The following is a 17,392-nucleotide window of genomic DNA, read 5'->3' as shown; positions in this document are numbered from 1 at the left end:
TCCACCAACAGCACACCCACCCCCTCCGACCAACCCGTACCATCCGCCGAAGCCGCGAACGACCTGCACCGACCATCGGCCGACAGCCCGCCCTGCCGCGAGAACTCGGTGAACAGGCCGGGGGTGGCCATCACCGCCACGCCCGCGGCGAGCGCCAGCGAGCACTCCCCGCGCCGCAGCGACTCGACGGCGAGATGGAGGGCGACCAGGGAGGACGAGCAGGCCGTGTCGACGGTGACCGCCGGGCCTTCGCAGCCGAAGACGTACGAGAGGCGGCCGGAGAGGACCCCGGCGGTGTTCCCGGTCAGCAGGTGTCCGCGCAGATCCTCCGGGGCCTCGTGGAGCCGGGGGCCGTACTCCTGGGACATCGCGCCGACGTAGACGCCGGTCCGGGTGGCGCGCAGGGCGGACGGGGCCATCCCGGCGCGCTCGATCGCCTCCCACGAGGTCTCCAGCAGGAGCCGCTGCTGCGGGTCCATCGCCAGGGCCTCGCGCGGTGCGATACCGAAGAGTTCGGCGTCGAAGCCGGCGGCGTCGGCGAGGAAGCCGCCCCGGTGGCCGCCCTCGCCCCAGCCCCGGTCGGCGGGCGGCGCGGAGACCGCGTCGGTCCCGTCCAGGACGGCCTGCCACAGCTCTTCCGGGCTGTCGATGCCCCCGGGCAGACGGCAGGCCATGCCGACGACCGCGATCGGCTCGTCGGCTCCCCGGACGGCCTCCGCTCCCGGCCCGGCCGGGGAGCCGGTGGCCGGGTCCGCGCCGAGATGGCGGGCGAGGGCCGTGGGCGTGGGGTGCTCGTACAGCAGGGTGGTGGGCAGCCGCCGGCCGGTCACGGCGCTCAGCCGGCCGCGCAGTTCGAGGGCGAGGTGCGAGTCGACGCCGAGGTCCTTGAAGGTCAGCTCGGGCGCCACGGCGGACGCGTCCCGGTGACCGAGGACGACGGCCGCCTCGGCCCGTACGAGATCCAGCAGACCGGCCGTGGTGGTGGGGGAAGAGACGGGGACCCCGGCGGAATCCCCAAACTCCGCCGGGGCGTTCTGGGCTTCCGCGGCTTGCCACGAGGACGGCGGCCCCGCTTCGCCCGCCGCGAGGGGGGCCAGCCAGTGGGAGGAGCGCTGGAAGGGATAGGTGGGCAACTCGACATGTACGGAGGGGAGTCGCCCGGTACGGGCGGCCGTCCAGTCCACCTCGGTGCCGTGGACGAACGCCTGGGCGAGGGCGGCGGCGAACTGGTCGGAGCCGCCGTGGTGACGGCGCAGGGTGGGCACCACCACCGGGACGGCGCCGGTCTGTTCGGCGGCGGCGGCCACGGCGGTCGTGAGGACCGGGTGGGGGCTGATCTCGATGAAGGTCCGGTGGCCCGCCTCGGCCAGCGCGGTGACGGCGGGCGCGAAGGAGACCGTCTCGCGGAGGTTGCGGTACCAGTAGAGGCCGTCCAGCACCGGGTCCGTCGCGCCGCGCACCACCGTGGAGTGGAAGGGCACCCGGGCCGGGAGCGGGGCCACCTCGGCGAGGGCGGCGAGGAGCTCCTCGCGGATGGCCTCGACGTGGGAGGAGTGGGAGGCGTAGTCGACGGCGACGCGACGGGCGCGGACCTCGTCGGCGGCGCAGGAGGCGAGCAGCTCCTCCAGCGCGTCGGGCGCTCCCGCCACCACCACGGAGTCGGGGCCGTTGACGGCGGCGATCTCGACGCGCCCGTCCAGGGCCGCCAGCCGGGCCGAGGCCGCTTCCTCCGGTTCGGGTACGGCCACCATCCCGCCGTGTCCGGAGAGCCGGCGCCCGATCAGCTCGGCACGGCGTACGGAGACCCGTGCGCCGTCCTCCAGGGTGAGCGCCCCGGCCACGCAGGCGGCGGCGACCTCGCCCTGGGAGTGGCCGACGACCGCGGCGGGCTCCACACCGTACGTACGCCACACCTCGGCCAGACTGACCATGACGGCCCACAGGACCGGCTGGAGCACCTCGACCCGGTCGAGTCCGGGGGCGCCGGGCAGCTGCCGTACGACCTCGGTCGGGGACCAGTCGACGCAGACGGCGAGGGCCTGTTCACAGGCGGCCCAGCGGGCGGCGAACGCCGGTTCGGTGTCGAGGAGTTCACCGGCCATGCCCGCCCACTGGGAGCCCTGGCCGGGGAAGACGAAGACGGGCCCGGGGCCGGTGGGGGGTGTGCCGGGGCCCGGGGCGGTGATGACTCCGGGCGCGGACTCGCCCCGGCCGAGCGCGGCCAGGCCGCTCAGCCTGGCGGGGCTGTCGGCGCCGAGGACCACCGCGCGGTGCGGGAAGAGCGCGCGGGTGGTCAGCAGGGCGTGCCCGAGGGCGGCCGGGGAGACCTCGGGGGCGGCGTCCAGCAGCCGTCGTGCCTGCTCGGCGAGGGCGCGCGGGGTCTTGGCGGAGAGCACCCAGGGCACGTCGCGCACATCAGGGGGGGCCGGGGCGGCGGCGTCCCGCGCCTCGTCCCAGGACGCCAGGACGACATGGCAGTTGGTGCCGCCGAGGCCGAAGGAGCTGACGCCCGCGACCCGGGGGCCCTCCCCGGGCCAGGGCTCGGTGGTGCGCTGGACGGTCAGCCCCAGCTCGTCCAGGGGGATCCGGGGGTGGGGGCTGTCGTGGTGGAGGGTGGGCACCAACCGGGCGTCGCGCAGGCACAGTACGGTCTTGATGAGACCGGCGATCCCCGCCGCGCCCTCCAGGTGGCCGATGTTGGTCTTGACCGAGCCGACGCGCAGCGGTCGCCCCTGGGGGCGGGCGCCGCCCAGCGCGGCACCGAGCGCGGCGGCCTCGACCGGGTCGCCCTCGGGGGTGCCGGTGCCGTGGAGTTCGACGTACTGGATCTCGGCGGGGTCCGTGGCGGCCCGTGCGCACGCGAGGAGGACGGCCTCCCGCTGCGCCTCGGGGTCGGGGGCGGTCAGTCCGCCGCCACCGCCGTCGTTGTTGACCGCGCTGCCACGGATCACACAGTGGACGCGGTCCCCGTCGGCGAGCGCCGCCGCCAGTGGCTTCAGGACGACCAGGCCGCCGCCCTCACCGCGTACGTACCCGTTGGCACGGGCGTCGAAGGTGTGGCAGCGGCCGTCCGGGGAGAGCGCCCCGAGGCGGGCGACGGCGAGGGTGCTCCCGGGGGACAGCACCAGGTTGACACCGCCCGCGAGCGCCACCGCGCACTCGCCCCGGCGCAGGCTCTCGACGGCCAGATGGACGGCGACCAGCGAGGAGGACTGGCCGGTGTCGACGGTCAGGCTCGGACCGCGCAGCTTCAGGGTGTACGAGACGCGGTTGGCCAGCAGGGAGCGCTGCACCCCGGTGAAGGTGTGGGGGGTGACCCCCTCGGGGCCACGTCCCTGGACGAGCCGGGCGTAGTCGTCGGCGAGCGCGCCGACGAAGACGCCGGTACGGCTGCCGCCCGGCGCGGCGGGGACGGTCCCGGCGTGTTCCAGCGCCTCCCAGCCGAGTTCGAGGAGCAGGCGCTGCTGCGGGTCCATGGCGGCGGCCTCCCGCGGGGAGATGCCGAAGAACCCCGCGTCGAACCCGTCCACGCCGGTGAGGAATCCGCCCCGGAGGGGGACCCCGGGCGCGTCGGGGACGACGCCGCGCCGTTCGGCCGGCACGTCCGTGACGGCGTCGCCGCCCCGGGCGAGCAGCGCGGCGAACTCCGCCGGATTCCCGGCGCCCGGCAGCCGGCACGCGATGCCGACGACGGCTATCGCCTCGGAACCATCCGGCATCGGCTTGCCTCCACGTGATCGAGAACGTACGGAACAGCCCGTGCCGTCTGCTGTCGGAGCTCCGGCGGCCGGAGCGGTCTCGGTGCCGGAGGCCGCTCGGAGGCGGCGCGGCGGCGGCTCAGATCCGGTAGCAGTGCAGCAGGTCCCCGGGGATCAGCTCGTCGCCCGCGACGATGAAGCCATGCTTCACGAAGTGGTCGGCGTCGACCACCGCGAAGTCGTCCACGAACCGGTGACGTCCGCCGAAGACGGCGCTGTCGCCGGAGATCCTGAAGTGGCCGTCGTCCCAGCCGGGGCTGGTGAACGTGCCGTGGTGGCCCCAGTCGTCGTAGTAGAAGCAGGCGAAGGCGGCGTCCACCGTGCTCCAGCCGATGAGCCAGGTGGCGGTGATGCCGGGCACCGGGATGTGCTGGGTCATCTCGTAGAACCGGCCGTCGGCCACCGGGCGGGTCGAGAAGGTCGCCTCGCCGGTGGTGACTTTCTCCGTGGTCAGATTCGTGTATTCGACGCGGAAATCCCCGAGCAGGAAATCGAGCTGCCTCATTTCCTCGGCCACGTCCTCACGGACCGGAAAAGCGACTTCGCCGCTGTCGGCGGGAACAGAATCCCGCAACGCCTCGTCCGAGGACTGTATGGACTGCGCACTCATGGCCAACTCCGGGAGATCGGAACGCCGTTCCTTACCTGGAAAAAACTATGGACCCGCCATTGCCGAGCACAAGCCCGGAAGAGCCCTTTAGGGGTGGTACGGAGCCTGATCGGGGGCGGCGGGTTCCGGCTAGGGGTGTTTCCGCCGCGACCAGCGCCATTAGGATCCCGCCGATGGGGCCGGCTCATCCGTCCGGTGCCTTCCAGAAGGAGCGAGACGATGACGAACGAACCGCAGTCTCCGATACCTGAAACGCAGGATGACTTTCCTTCGCTGCTCGCCTGGCTGACAAAAAACAGGCGGGACAATCCGGTGTCCCCCGATGATTTCCCGGGCCTGTGGCACGTCTTCCGCCACGCCGATGTCTCCCGGGTGCTGTCGGACACGACCACCTACTCGAACGACATGTCGGCCGTCATCCCCTCGCATCCGGACACGGCGTGGATGGCGAAGGGGAACGTCGTCGGCATGGACCCGCCGATGCACCGCAGGCTCCGGTCGCTCGTCAGCAAGGCGTTCACGCCCCGGCTGGTGGCCGATCTGGAGCCGCGGATCACCGAGCTGGTCAACGAGCTGCTCGACGAGGTGGCGGGCCGGGACCGGTTCGATCTGGTGGAGGCGGTCACCCACCCCCTGCCGGTATTCGTGATCGCGGAGCTGCTCGGTATCCCGGTGACGGACCGGCCGCTGTTCGAGAAGTGGGCGCTGGCCTTCATCGCGGCCAACGGCGGCGGGGAGAGCGCGCTGCCGAGCGAGGAGAACGTACTCGCCTTCGTGGAGACGGCCCGGGAACTGCGCTCCTACATGCGGGAGTTCGTCGGCCGCCGTCGCGCCGCGCCCCGGGACGACCTGATCAGCCAGCTGGCGACGGCCACCACCGAGGACGGCCGGCTGGACGACGACGAGATCATCGGCTTCGCCGGGACCCTGCTGATGGCCGGGCACATCACCACCACCGCGGTGCTGGGCTCCACGGTGCTCTGCCTGGACGAGAACCCCGGGGCGCTGGCCGAGGTGCGGCGGGACCGCTCGCTGGTGCCGGCGGCGATCGAGGAGGCTGTACGGCTGCGCCCGGCCTTCTCCCGGCTGGTACGGATGACGACCCGGGATGCGGAGCTGGGCGGCGAGAAGATCCCCGCGGGCCAGGTCCTCACGCTGTGGACGGTCTCGGCCAACCGGGACCCCGAGCGGTTCGAGGCCCCCGACTCCTTCGACCTCCACCGCGACCAGGGACGCCACCTCGGTTTCGGCCAGGGGCTGCACTTCTGCATGGGCGCCCCGCTGGCGCGGCTGGAGACCCGGATCGTACTGAACCTGCTGCTGGACCGGTTCCCGGAGCTGAAGGTGGCCACGGAGGACGGCTCGGTGGTGTACCACCACCCGAAGAACGTGGTCGGCCCGCGTCGGCTGGACATCGAGGTGACCGCCGGTTAGCGGGCCGCGCCGGGACAACGGTCCGTACGACCCGGGCGTCTCGCCCCGGAGCGTACGGGCCGTTCCGCGTTCGGATACATCGGATACATCGGATACAGAGGTACGGGTACCGGGCGTGGAGCGGCACATGGCTCCGCCCCGCCCGGGAGCGGGCGGGGCGGTGGGGGGACGGCGGTGGGGCGCCGACGGTCACCAGGTGACGGGGATCCGCTCGATCTCGGGGTGCCAGCCCGGTCTGACGTACAACTCCTCGATGGGAAGCCCGAGTTTCAGGCCGGGCAGCCTGCGGAAGAGAGTGCCGTACGCGACTTCGAGGCCGACCTTGGTCAGATTGGCGCCGAGGCAGTGATGGATGCCGGACCCGAAGGCGAGGTGGCCGCGGTCCGTGCGGCGTACATCCAGCCGGTCGGGCTCCTGGTACACGGCCGGGTCGCGGTTGGCGGCGCCGTTGGCCACCACCACGCCCTCGCCCTTGCCGATGCGCAGTCCGCCCAGCTCCACGTCCTCCAGCGCGACCCGGGGCATCAGGTCCAGCGGGCTGATCAGCCGCATCATCTCGTCGACGGCGCGGGGCAGTACCGCCGGTTCCTCGCGTACGGCAGCCACCTGGTCGGGGTGTTCCAGGAACAGCCCGACACCGGCGGTCAGCATGGACTGCACCGGCGACTGTCCCGCGATGAAGATGAGGAAGCAGAGGTTGGCGAGTTCGATCCTGCCGAGCGTTCCGGGGGTCACGTACTTCTCGATCACACGACTGGTCGGATCGTCGCCGGGGTTCTCCCGCTTGGCGTCGATGAAACGCAGGAAATACTGCTGAAGCGCGACCATGCGCTGGCTGACCTCGTCGCCGACCTGTTCGGAGTCGACGACCGAGGTGGCCTTTTCCCGGACTTCACGGCTGTCGAGCAGCCACGCCTGCAGATCGGTGTACTCCATACCGAGAGCCCAGCAGGTGATGGTGCCGGAGAAGGGTTCGGCGAATCCTTTGACCAGATCGGCCGAATTTCCTTCCGCCAGCATGGCGTCGATCAGCTCGTCGGCCTTCTTCTGCATGGCCGGACGGAGAATTTCGGCCCGCCGCAGGGTGAATTCGCTGACGACCGCCTTGCGCTGCGCGGTGTGCTGTGGTGCGTCCATGGTGAACAGCATGGGAAAGGCACGCGACCCCTCGAACGCCTCGGCGTATATGGGGTATCCGGGGTTCGTGATGTCGGAGCTGAAGCGGGAGTCGCCCAGTACGGCGCGCGCCTGGTCGTAGCGGGTGATGAGCCAGATGCGTTTCCCGTCGTAGAGCCGGACCGGGGCGGGGGTCCCCGTGGTCCGCATCGGGACGTATTCCTCGGGCGGCGCGTAGGGGCATTTCCTCAACAGGGGGAAGTCGGCCTCGGGCGAGGCGGTGGCGTCGGTCACGGGGGGAGGTTCCTTTGGTCCGAGGGACAGGCGGGAGCCGGGAGGGAGCGGCGGACCGCGGCGGGGGTTCAGGCCGACCAGCGCAGCAGGCAGAGCCCCGCCGCCATGCCCGCTCCGAAGCCCGCGAGCAGCAGTAGTTCGCCGTCGGCCAGCAGGCCCGCCCGCGCTGCCTCGTCCAGGGCCACGGGGACGGACGCGGCGCCCATGTTCCCGTACGTGACCAGGGGGGTGTGGGTGCGCGCGCCGGACAGGCCGCAGCGTTCGACCAGTTCACCGAGGAGGACGCCGTTGGCCTGGTGCGGGACGAAGTGCGCGACCTGGTCGATGGTGGCTCCGGCGCGCTCCAGCAGGGGGCCGATCATCGGGGGGACGTTCTCCATGACGAATGAGGCGACCCCCCGTCCGCGCATCCGCAGGTAGTGGCCGCCGTTCGCGACGGTGTCCGGCGAGGCGGGTACGCGGCTGCCGCCGCCCTCGATCCAGATCAGCTCATGGGCGTCGCCCCGCCCGGTCAGGCTGATGTCGAGGATGCCGTACGGGTCGGGCACGGCGCCCACCACGGCGGCGCCCGCGCCGTCGCCGAGCAGGACGGCGGTGCCCCGGTCGTCGTAGTCGAGGAACCGCGAGTACAGGTCGGCGCCGATCACCAGGGCGAGGCTGCCGGGGCGCAGCGCGACGAGGGCGCGGGCGATGTCGAGGGCGTAGACGAAGCCGGCGCAGGCGATGTTGATGTCGAAGCAGGCCGCGCGGTGGGCGCCGAGCGCGTTCTGCACCAGTGACGAGGTGGGCGGCAGGGGGGCGTCACCGGTCGAGGTGGCGACGATGAGGTAGTCGATCCGGTCCGCCTCGACACCGGCCCGGGCGAGGGCGGCGGTGGCGGCGTGCCGGGCCAGGTCGGAGGTGGCCTCGTCCGGGGCGGCGTAGCGGCGGCCCATGATCAGGGTGCGGCGGCCGATCCACTCGGCGGTGATGTTGGGGACGCGGAGGGCCAGCTCTTCGTTGGTGATCTCCTCCTTGGGCAGGTAGGAACCGGTGCCGAGGATGCCGATGGCGGTCATACGGTCACCGCCAGGGAGCCGGGCCTGTGGGTGGCGAAGGGGCGCAGCGGGTTGAGCCGGTCGGCGCCGATCCGGGCCCGTAGTTCGGGGTCGGTGACACCGAGGCCGGGTTCCGGGGCCAGGCACAGCACCCCGACCTTGCCGATGTGTTCGTTGAGCTGGACCATCCGGGTGGCCTCGCCGACCTCGTGCAGTGGGAAGAGCGAGGACAGGGCCGGCATCACGCGGCCCTGGCTGAACAGCCGGGCGCACTCCCACTGTTCGTTGAGGTTGGCGACATGGCTGCCGATCACCCGCTTCAGTTTCATCCACAGATAGCGGTTGTCGTAGTGGTGCCGGTATCCGGTGCTGGAGCCACAGGTCACCACCGTGCCGCCGCGGCGCACCACGAAGACGGACATACCGAAGGTGGCCTGGCCGACATGTTCGAAGACGATGTGCGGGTCCTCGCCGGTCTCCCTGCGGATGACCGCGCCGAGCCGTTTGCCGTTGGCCATCGACTGTTCGAAGTCGTCGCCGTCGCCCTCGCCGAGGCCGATCTCCTCGCGGTCGATGACGATGTCGCAGCCGAGCGCGCGCAGGGCCTCGGCCTTGCGTGCCGAGCCGACGACACCGACCGGGATACCGCCGCCGCTCTTGACCAGCTGTACGGCGTAGGCGCCGACGCCGCCCGTGGCGCCCCAGATCAGCACGATGTCGCCCTGTTTCATACGGGCTCCGTGGTCCCCGACCAGCATCCGGTAGGAGGTGCCGGCGCAGGCGGGTACGGACGCGGCTTCCTCCCAGGTCAGATGGGCGGGTTTGGGGATGAGCTGGCTGGCGCGGGCCAGACAGTAGTGGGCGAGTCCGCCGAAGTTGGTCTCGTAGCCCCAGGCGAGCTGGTGTTCGCCGAGCATGCCGTCGTCCTGGGAGAGGGCTTCCTGTTCGTCCACCCGGGCGGCGTTGACCAGGACGTGGTCGCCGACGCGCCAGCGCCGTACCGCCGAGCCGACCCGGACGATGACTCCGGCCGCGTCCGAGCCGAGGACGTGGTAAGGCTGGTCGTGGCGGGCGGCCCAGCCGCCCTGTTTGCCGTAGGCGGCCAGAAACCGGAAGGTCGGCAGGGGTTCGAAGATGGCGGACCAGACAGTGTTGTAGTTGATCGAGCTGGCCATGACGGCGATCAGGACCTCGTCGGGGGCCGGTTCCGGCATCGGTACGGGGCCGACGTGCAGTGTCTTGCGCACGTCCTTGTCGACCACGTCCCGGAAGACGTCCACGTCCTCGACCCTCAGGTGTGCGGCCGTGAACTCGTCCGGCAGGACCGCACGTTCCAGCTCCTGCGGACTCGCGCCCGCCAGCACCGCGTCAGTCACAGAACCCATGACGGCCTTCCCTCGTACGGCTGTTGATATCGACGACGCTAGGGAGATTCCGCCCCCTAACGCCACCCCTCAGAATCCGGATCTCCCCCTGTCCCGGGGTTTTGGGTGTGGCGCACCCCGGGGAGAGTGCGCCACGTGTTCATTCCGCGATGGCGGTCCGTGTCGTCCAGCGGAAGACCGCGACCTCTTCTCCGTCGACCGTGGTGAATTCACCCTTGTGGACGAAGTGTTCGTATCCCGCGCCGAAGCGATGCTTGATCTTCTCCGTCAACGAGATCGCGAACTGCATGCGATCCTCCGCCGGAAGGGAAGGCGGACCGTCGCAGAGGAGTGCTCTGAAGTTCGTCATTCCGAAACCTCCGGTTTTTGCGACTTCCTTCTTTTCCGTAAGGGAAATCTCACATCCCCGCCCTTCGGTGAACCACCCCTACGACCCCCAGGGAACGGGGACAGGGGTCGCCCGGGACGGCGTTCAGGCCGTTTCCGGCAGCCCGAGTTCGAGGTACAGCGGGAGTTCCTGGCGCGAGGCGATATCGAGTTTCTTGTAGACCCGGGTGAGATGCTGCTCGACCGTGCTGATGGTGATGAACAGTTCGGTCGAGATCTCCCGGTTGGTCAGCCCCCGGGCCGCGAGCACGGCCACCCGCCGTTCCGACTCGCTGAGTTTCGCGGCCGGATCGATCCGGTGTACGGGGCCGCGCGCGGCCCGTGGGGCCGACCGGCCGCCGAGGCCCAGCGAGAGGATCCGCTCGCGCAGCGGGCCCGCCCCGCCCTCGTCGGCCAGTTGCCGGGCCTTGCGCAGCGTCAGATCGGCGTGGGCGGGCTGGTCGAGGTGCTGGTACGCCTCGGCGAGGTCGGCGAGGACCCGGGTCAGCTCCCAGACGTTGCCCGACGCCTGGAACCGTTCGGCGGACCGGGTGAGCAGCCCTGGCCGCTCGTGCGGCTCGGCGAGCCGGGCCCGTACCCGAAGCCATGGCCCGGAGGGCGATTCCCCTTCGGCGGTACGGGCCTGGTGCGCGGCCAGCAGCTGGCTCGCCTCGTGCTCGTTGCCGAGCCGCAGCCATGCCTCGGCCGCGTCGATCCGCCAGGGCGGCCTCGCCGCGAAGGGCAGGTCCCAGCCGTCGGAGCGGCGGCCCACGGTCAGGAAGTCGGACAGCGCGAGGTGCGGCCTGCCGACGGCCAGCAGGAAGTGGCCGCGGGCCCTGAGGTACCCCAGCCCGTAGATGGAGCGGAAGAAGGCATCGGGGAGCGGCCTGCCGAGCAGCCGGGCGGCCTCCTCGTACCGGCCGGTCGCGGTGCACACCGTGATGAGGGTGGTGAGCGGTCCCCCGCACAGCCAGTAGCCCGGTACCGTGCCGCCGTGCTCCACGGCCTCCCTGGCCAGGATCTCCGCGTCCGCCAGGGCGCCCCGGGCGAGCGCGATCTCGGCCTTTATCGCGGTCAGGAGCTGGCGCCAGCCCTCGACGCCCCGGTCGGTGGCCTCGCGCAGGAAGTGCGCGCACCACTCGTCCGCCAGGTCCGGCCGGCCGACGGCGCTCAGATGCCACAGCTCGGGCATGATCAGCGCGAGGGTGGTGTCGCCGAGCCGGGAGGCCGTCAGCTGTTCCTCGATCTCGTGGACGCCCCGGATCCGGTCGTGCTGCCGGCCGAGGCAGAAGCTGAACCTGTCCTCGTCGGCGCGGGCCCCGCCGCCGCCGTCCTTCTCGGACGCCGTTCCCCCGGACGGTATCCATACGGACCAGGCGTCCGGTACGCCCGGGGTGACGCAGAAGAGCCAGGGCCAGGTCTCGTCGAAGTGGCTGGGGTGCGGGACGTCCCGGAGGGTGTCCCTGGGCGGCGGGGCAACGGCGCGGAGCATCTCCGTGCCCTCGCCCACGCGGCCGCAGCCGATCAGCAGCCGCGCCCTCAGTACGGCTTGCGCGTCGCAGCGCTCCGCCCCGCAGGCGCAGCCCGTCCCCGTGGTCTCCAGGTACTGTTCCTCGGCCCGCCAGGGCTCGGTGCGCAGCATCACGACGGAGCGTTTCAGCGCCAGTCGGGCCCGTTCCCAGCAGTCGGTCGAGGCGTCCAGCGCGAGGGCGAGACAGGCGTCGGCGAACGACGCGTCGTCGATGGCCAGCGCCTCGTCGGCGGCCCGTTGGAGGATCGCCGCCTGCCAGGACGCGGCCACCCCGCCGATGTCCAGCAGATAACGGGCCGTCACCCGGGCCCCGGCACCGTGCTCGCGCAGCAGCTCCGCCACCCGGAGCAGGATGTCGGAACGTTGTCCGAATCCCGGGTGCTTCAGCACCGCCGATTCGATCACCGGATGCCGCAACCGCCAGGCATCGACCAGGCCGGCCAGATACAGCACGTTCTCCCCGCGCGTGACCTGCGCGGGATCGAGACGCAGTACGGCGGCCAGGTTCTCGCGGCTGGAGAACTCGCGCAGCGCCGCCATCCCGAGGGCCACCGAGGCGGCGAGCGGTCCGCTGTCGCGTACGCAGTCCAGGGCGACCTGGGCGAACAGGCCGCCCGAGCAGGGCCACGCGGTGCGGTGGGCGAAGCGGCCGTTCATGTCCCGCTCCTCGGCGAGGGCGCGGACGAGCAGCGGGTTGCCGCCGCTCGCCGCGTGGAGTTCCTCGGACAGGGCGGTGCCGGGCGGCCCGTCGTGGAGCTCCCCGTGGGGGCCGCCCTCGGGTGCGCCGTGGAGGCTGTCCCACAGCACGGCGGTCTGGCCGCGGTCCAGCGGAAGCAGTCTGATCCAGTGGAGGTTGGGCTGTCGCAGCAGCTCGCAGTGGACGTCCCAGCCGTCGGAGCCGCCGAACGGCAGGAGGGTGAGGACCAGCATGACGCGGCTGTTGCGCAACTGGCGCCTGGTGGCTTCCAACAGCCGGCGCCGGTTCGGCTCCTCGTAACCCCTCGGGTCGTCGAGACAGATGACGACGGGAGCGTGCTCGGCCAGTGTCTCGATATGGTCGCAGGACTTCTGGAACCATACGGAATCCGCCGTTGTGGTGGGGCCCGCCGGGAAATCGGAGGAGAAATCGATATCCCGGGCAGCGAGAACGACCGCCCCCGATCCCTTGGCGTACTGCGCGAAGCCCTCCACGAGATCGGTCTTCCCGCAGCCGGCGCCGCCTTCCAATATCACCGTCATGGCTCTGCCGCGCTCACACTCGGCGAGCAAGGAACCCATAAGCCGCAGTTTGTCATCCCGGACGGAAAGCAACATATCCGTAACCCCAATCACATCCTGCTTGTTCCGCATGTTCCACGGATACCGTGGAAAGACCGAACCCGACGCGGCGGTCCGCTGTCTGCCGGGTGAACAGCTGTGTGCCGGATCCTCATTCGGCGGAGAACGCCCTGGCCATCTCTACCAGCGCCGCCGCGTCCATCGCGCGGATCTCGCCACTCTGATCGGCCGCCTCGTCCACGGGCTCGGGGGCCGGCGCCGGCGCCGGCGGCCGCGTACCCGAGGCGAGTGCCAGCAAGGGGTCCAGGAGCCCGCTCTCGCGCAGTCTGGCGAGCGGGACGGACAGGATCAGGCCGCGGATCTCGGCCTCCTTCACGCTGTCGTCCGCCGATCCGTCCACAACGGTGGGCAGCAGCGCGGCTCCCACATGGTCGGCCAGGGCGTCCAGCCTCGGGTGGTCGAACACCAGGGTCGCCGGAAGGCGCAGCCCGGTGGCGGTGTTCAGCCGGTTGCGCAGTTCGACGGCGGTGAGCGAGTCGAACCCCATCTCGCGGAACGACCGTTCCGTGTCCACCAGCCCCGGAGTCGTATGGCCGAGGACCGCGGCGACCTGGCCACGGACCAGACCGAGCAGCACACTTCTGCGCCGCTCCCCCGGCAGGGCGGCCAGCCGCCTGCGCAGCACGGCTCCCGGCTCGTGTGTCTCCTGGGCGGCCCGGCGTCGCGCGCGGGATCCGGCGGCCGTACCGAGGAAGCCGTGGAGTACGGGCGGCAGCGGCTCGCGCGCGTGGCGGGCCCGCAGGGCCGCGAGGTCCAGCGGCGCCGCCACCACGGCGGGGTCGGCGACGCCGCCGAGCAGCGCCACGTCGAAGAGGGAGAGCGCCTCGTCGGTGGGCAGGGCGCGGAATCCACCGGAGCGCAGCCGCCGGTGGTCGGCGGCCCCGAGCCCGGCCGTCAGCGCGCTGGCCTGTTCCCACAGTCCCCAGCCGACGGACACCGCGGGCAGTCCGAGCGCCCGTCGTCGGTGGGCGAAGGCGTCGAGGAAGGCGTTGGCCGCCGCGTAGTTGGCCTGTCCCGGCGAGCCGAGTGTGGCCGCGGCCGACGAGAAGAGCATGAACTGCCGCACCTGCGGGTGGAGTTCGGTGAGCCGGTGCAGATTCCAGGCGCCGTGCGCCTTGGGCCGGAGTACGGCGGCGAGCCGCTCCGGGGTCAGCGAGCCGATCGCGCCGTCGTCGGTGGTGCCCGCGCAGTGCACCACACCGGCCAGACGCTGTCCGAGGGCGGTGACGGCCGTGTGCAGCCGGTCCGGTGCGTCGGGATCCCCGATGTCACCGGCCACGACCTCCGCGTCCGCGCCCAGGGCGGCGAGCGCGACACGCAGCGCCTCGGCTTCGGGGGAGTTCGGCCCGGAGCGGGACAGGAGGAGCAGGTGCCGGGCTCCGTGGCGTTCGACGAGGTGCCGGGCGACCAGGGCGCCCAGGGTGCCGGTGCCGCCGGTGACGAGCACGGTCTCGCCCGGCGCGAACCCCGCCGGGGGCAGGGTGAGGACGGCCTTGCCGACGAGCGTCGCGCGGGCCAGCGCCCGGAACGCCTCGGGGGCGTGGTGGATGTCCCAGGTGGTGGCCGGGGGCGGAGTGAGCGCGCCCTCGGCGAACAGGGTGCCCAGTTCGCCGAGGATCTCCTGGATCCGCTCCGGTCCGGGGTCGGCCAGGTCGAACGGCAGGTAGTCGACGCCCGGGTGGGCGGCGGCGAGGTGCTGGGGATCCCGCAGATCGGTCTTGCCCATCTCGACGAACCGGCCGCCCTGCGGCAGCAGGCGCAGCGAGGCATCGGTGAACTCGCCCGCGAGGCAGTTGAGTACGATGTCCATGCCCCGGCCGCCGGTCGCGTCGAGGAACGCGTCGTGGAAGTCGAGGGTGCGCGAGTCCGCGATGTGCGCGTCGTCGAGCCCTGCCGCGCGCAGCGCCTCCCACTTGGGCCGGGAGGCCGTCGCGTACACCTCGGCGCCCAGTCGGCGGGCGAGCTGTACGGCGGCGGATCCGACCCCGCCCGCGCCCGCGTGGATCAGGATCCGCCGGCCCTCGCGGAGCCCTCCGAGGTCGACCAGGCCGTGGTACGCGGTGAGGAAGGCGACGGTGGCGGACGCGCCCTGGACATCGGTCCAGCTCTCGGGCACGGGGGCGAGCAGCCGGGGATCGGCGACCGAGTGGGGCGCGAAGGGGGTGTCCAGCGTGCCCATGACGCGGTCGCCGGGGGCCGGCCACTCGACGCCGGGCCCGACCTCGGTCACCACTCCGCACCCTTCGCTGCCGAGCCTGGCCCGGTCCGGGTACATCCCGAGGGCGATGAGGGTGTCGCGGAAGTTCAGCCCGGCCGCCCGTACGGCGATCCGCACCCGCCCCTCGGGGAGCGGTCCCGTGCCCTCCGCGTCGGGCACGAGCGCGAGATTGCCGAACGAGCCGGGCTCGGTGACATCGAGCCGCCAGGGGATGTCCCCGGCCGGCTCGGCCAGGGCGTCGGGGTCCGCGACGGCCTTGACCAGCCGCCTGCCGTGGATCGTGCCGCCGCGCACCGCCACTTCGGGCTCCGTCGCGGCGAGCGCCCTGTCGAGCGTTTCCGGGGACGGCGGCCCGTCGGCGGCCGTGACATCGACCAGGACGAGCCGCCCCGGGTCCTCTGCCTGGGCCGACCGCATCAGCCCGGCCAGCGCGGCGTGGGCCGTGCCGGTGGCCTCGGCCGGGGTGCCGGGGACGGGTGCGGCGTCGCGGGTGACGACCACCAGCGGAAGCTCCGCGAGCCGGGGCGCCGCCGTCCGGTTCCGCAGCAGCTCCAGCCCCCAGAGCGCGGCCCGCTCGGCGGCCTCGGCCGGGGTGTCGTCGGCGGCGGGTACGGGGCAGAGGGCGACGGCGGCGCTCGGGGCGGGGTTGCCCGCGCCGAGCCAGGCGTCCAGCTCCGCCGCGGTGCCGAAGGCGGGCTCGGGCCCCTCCGTCGCCGTACCGAGCCACACATAACGGCCGACGGGCGGGTCGGCGACCGGGAGCACCGGCCAGTCGACGCGCAGCAGCGCCTCGGGGCCGGTGGCGGCGGCCTGGGCCAGCTGGTCGGCGGAGACCGGCCGGAAGGTGAGTTCCTCCACGGCGACGACCGGGGCGCCGAGGGCGTCCACCGCGAGCAGGGACAGCCCGTCGCCACCGGCCCGCGTCAGCCGGACCCGCAGGGAGGTGGCGCCGGTCGCGTAGGCCGTGACACCGGACCAGGAGAACGGCAGCCGTGCGCCGCCGTCCGGTGTGTCCGGCAGCAGACCGGCACCGTGCAGCGCCGCGTCCAGGAGCGCGGGGTGCGCCACGAAGCCGTCACCGGCCGCTCCCCGGCCCTGGTCCGTCTCGACCTCGGCGAACACCTCGTCGCCGCGTCGCCAGGCGGCGCGCAGCCCGCGGAACGCGGGCCCGTATCCGAAGCCCGCCTCCGCCATCCGCTCGTAGGCGCCGTCCAGTTCGACCGGTTGCGCGCCGGGCGGCGGCCAGGCCCCCAGGTCGAACTCCGCCCGCGCGGCGCCGCCGAGCACGGCGGTGCCGTGCCGGGTCCACTCCTCGTCGCCGGACTGTTCGGTACGGGAGAAGAAGCGCACCGCCCGGTATCCCCGCTCGTCCGCGTCGTCCACCACGACCTGGAGGCGTACGGGGCTCGCGTCGGGGAACAACAGTGGTGCTTCCAGGACGAGTTCGTCGACCCGGGGGATCCCCAGCCGCTCCCCCGCCCACAGCGCCAGCTCCACGAACGCGGTGCCGGGCAGCAGCGGGGTGCCGAACACGGCGTGGTCGGCCGCCCAGGGCTGGTCCTTCAGCGACAGCCTGCCGGTGAACACCGTACGGTCGCCGTCGGCCAGTTCCACCGTGGCACCGAGCAGGGGGTGTCCGGCACGGCCGAGCCCGGCGAGGGCCGTGTCGCCGAGCCGGGCGCCGGGCATCCGCGTCCAGTAGTGGCGATGCTGGAAGGCGTACGTCGGCAACTCCACCGGCCGGGCACCACTCCCCGCGAACCACTCCTGCCAGTCGACACCCACACCATGGACATACGCCTCACCCAACGACAACAACAACCGCTCGGAGCCGCCCTCACCACGTCGCAGCGTGCCCGTCACCACGACCTCACGCCCCACCGACTCGGCCGTCTCCTGCACCGCCGACATCAGCACCGGATGCGGACTGATCTCGACGAAGGCATGATGCCCGGCCTCGACCAGACCGGTAACGGTCTCGTCCAACCGAACCGTGGACCGCAGATTCCCGTACCAGTACGCGGCATCCAGACCCACCGTGTCGAACCGACCGGCCGTCACCGTCGAATAGAACGGCACAGGCGCCGCGACAGGCGTCAACCCGCCCAGCACATCGAGGAGTTCCTCCCGAATCTCCTCCACCTGGGAGGAGTGCGAGGCGTAGTCGACCGCGATCCGCCGCGCCCGTACCCCTTCTCCCTCCGCCCACACCAGCAGCTCTTCCAGCTCACCGGTTCCGCCCGCCACCACCACCGAAGCCGGACCGTTCACCGCCGCCAGATCGATCCGACCCTCCCAACGGCCC

Annotated in this window: 9 protein-coding genes; 1 reads left to right on the top strand and 8 read right to left on the bottom strand. The window is 72.3% G+C overall.

All coding sequences use genetic code 11. The features are described from left to right. Nucleotides 1-3,719: type I polyketide synthase (locus tag ACIP8W_RS31140; protein WP_402205733.1), on the bottom strand; the 3,719-nt coding region annotated here is incomplete at its 3' end. 118 nt (nt 3,720-3,837) lie between these two features. Continuing rightward, a complete protein-coding gene (locus tag ACIP8W_RS31135; RefSeq protein WP_401955891.1) occupies nt 3,838-4,368 on the bottom strand; it encodes an NlmOI in 531 nt (176 codons plus the stop codon). Nucleotides 4,369-4,680: 312 nt separating this feature from the next. Between ACIP8W_RS31135 and ACIP8W_RS31130 the strand changes: the two genes are divergently transcribed. Beyond that, complete coding sequence (locus ACIP8W_RS31130) at nt 4,681-5,802, top strand: cytochrome P450 (RefSeq protein ID WP_401955890.1); 1,122 nt, start codon at nt 4,681-4,683, stop codon at nt 5,800-5,802. Between the two features lie 189 nt (nt 5,803-5,991). Here the strand turns inward: ACIP8W_RS31130 and ACIP8W_RS31125 are convergent, their stop codons facing one another. The 6 genes from ACIP8W_RS31125 to ACIP8W_RS31100 all read right to left on the bottom strand — a co-directional run. Beyond that, nucleotides 5,992-7,212, bottom strand: a complete 1,221-nt coding sequence (locus ACIP8W_RS31125) for a cytochrome P450 (protein ID WP_401955889.1) — start codon at nt 7,210-7,212, stop codon at nt 5,992-5,994. Nucleotides 7,213-7,280: 68 nt separating this feature from the next. Beyond that, nucleotides 7,281-8,270 carry a 3-oxoacyl-ACP synthase III family protein gene (locus ACIP8W_RS31120; protein WP_402151940.1) on the bottom strand — a complete coding sequence of 330 codons (990 nt, stop codon included), beginning with the start codon at nt 8,268-8,270 and terminating at the stop codon, nt 7,281-7,283. Next, nucleotides 8,267-9,634 (bottom strand): crotonyl-CoA carboxylase/reductase, encoded by a 1,368-nt coding sequence (gene ccrA / locus ACIP8W_RS31115; RefSeq protein ID WP_401955887.1) that lies wholly within the window; start codon nt 9,632-9,634, stop codon nt 8,267-8,269. Before ccrA ends, ACIP8W_RS31120 begins: the two co-directional genes overlap by 4 nt. Before the next feature lie 139 nt (nt 9,635-9,773). Continuing rightward, nucleotides 9,774-9,983: a DUF5988 family protein gene (locus ACIP8W_RS31110; RefSeq protein WP_402151936.1), complete on the bottom strand. Its 210-nt coding sequence runs from the start codon at nt 9,981-9,983 to the stop codon at nt 9,774-9,776. A 123-nt stretch (nt 9,984-10,106) separates the two neighbouring features. Further along, nucleotides 10,107-12,809, bottom strand: coding sequence for a LuxR C-terminal-related transcriptional regulator (locus tag ACIP8W_RS31105; RefSeq protein WP_402205730.1), 2,703 nt, complete (start codon nt 12,807-12,809; stop codon nt 10,107-10,109). A 151-nt stretch (nt 12,810-12,960) separates the two neighbouring features. Continuing rightward, on the bottom strand, nt 12,961-17,392 hold a 4,432-nt coding region (locus tag ACIP8W_RS31100), incomplete at its 5' end, for an SDR family NAD(P)-dependent oxidoreductase (protein WP_402205728.1).

Origin of the sequence: Streptomyces sp. NPDC088554, assembly GCF_044752945.1 — a bacterium.
Taxonomy (GTDB): domain Bacteria; phylum Actinomycetota; class Actinomycetes; order Streptomycetales; family Streptomycetaceae; genus Streptomyces.
This window is presented reverse-complemented; position numbering and strand designations above follow the sequence as displayed.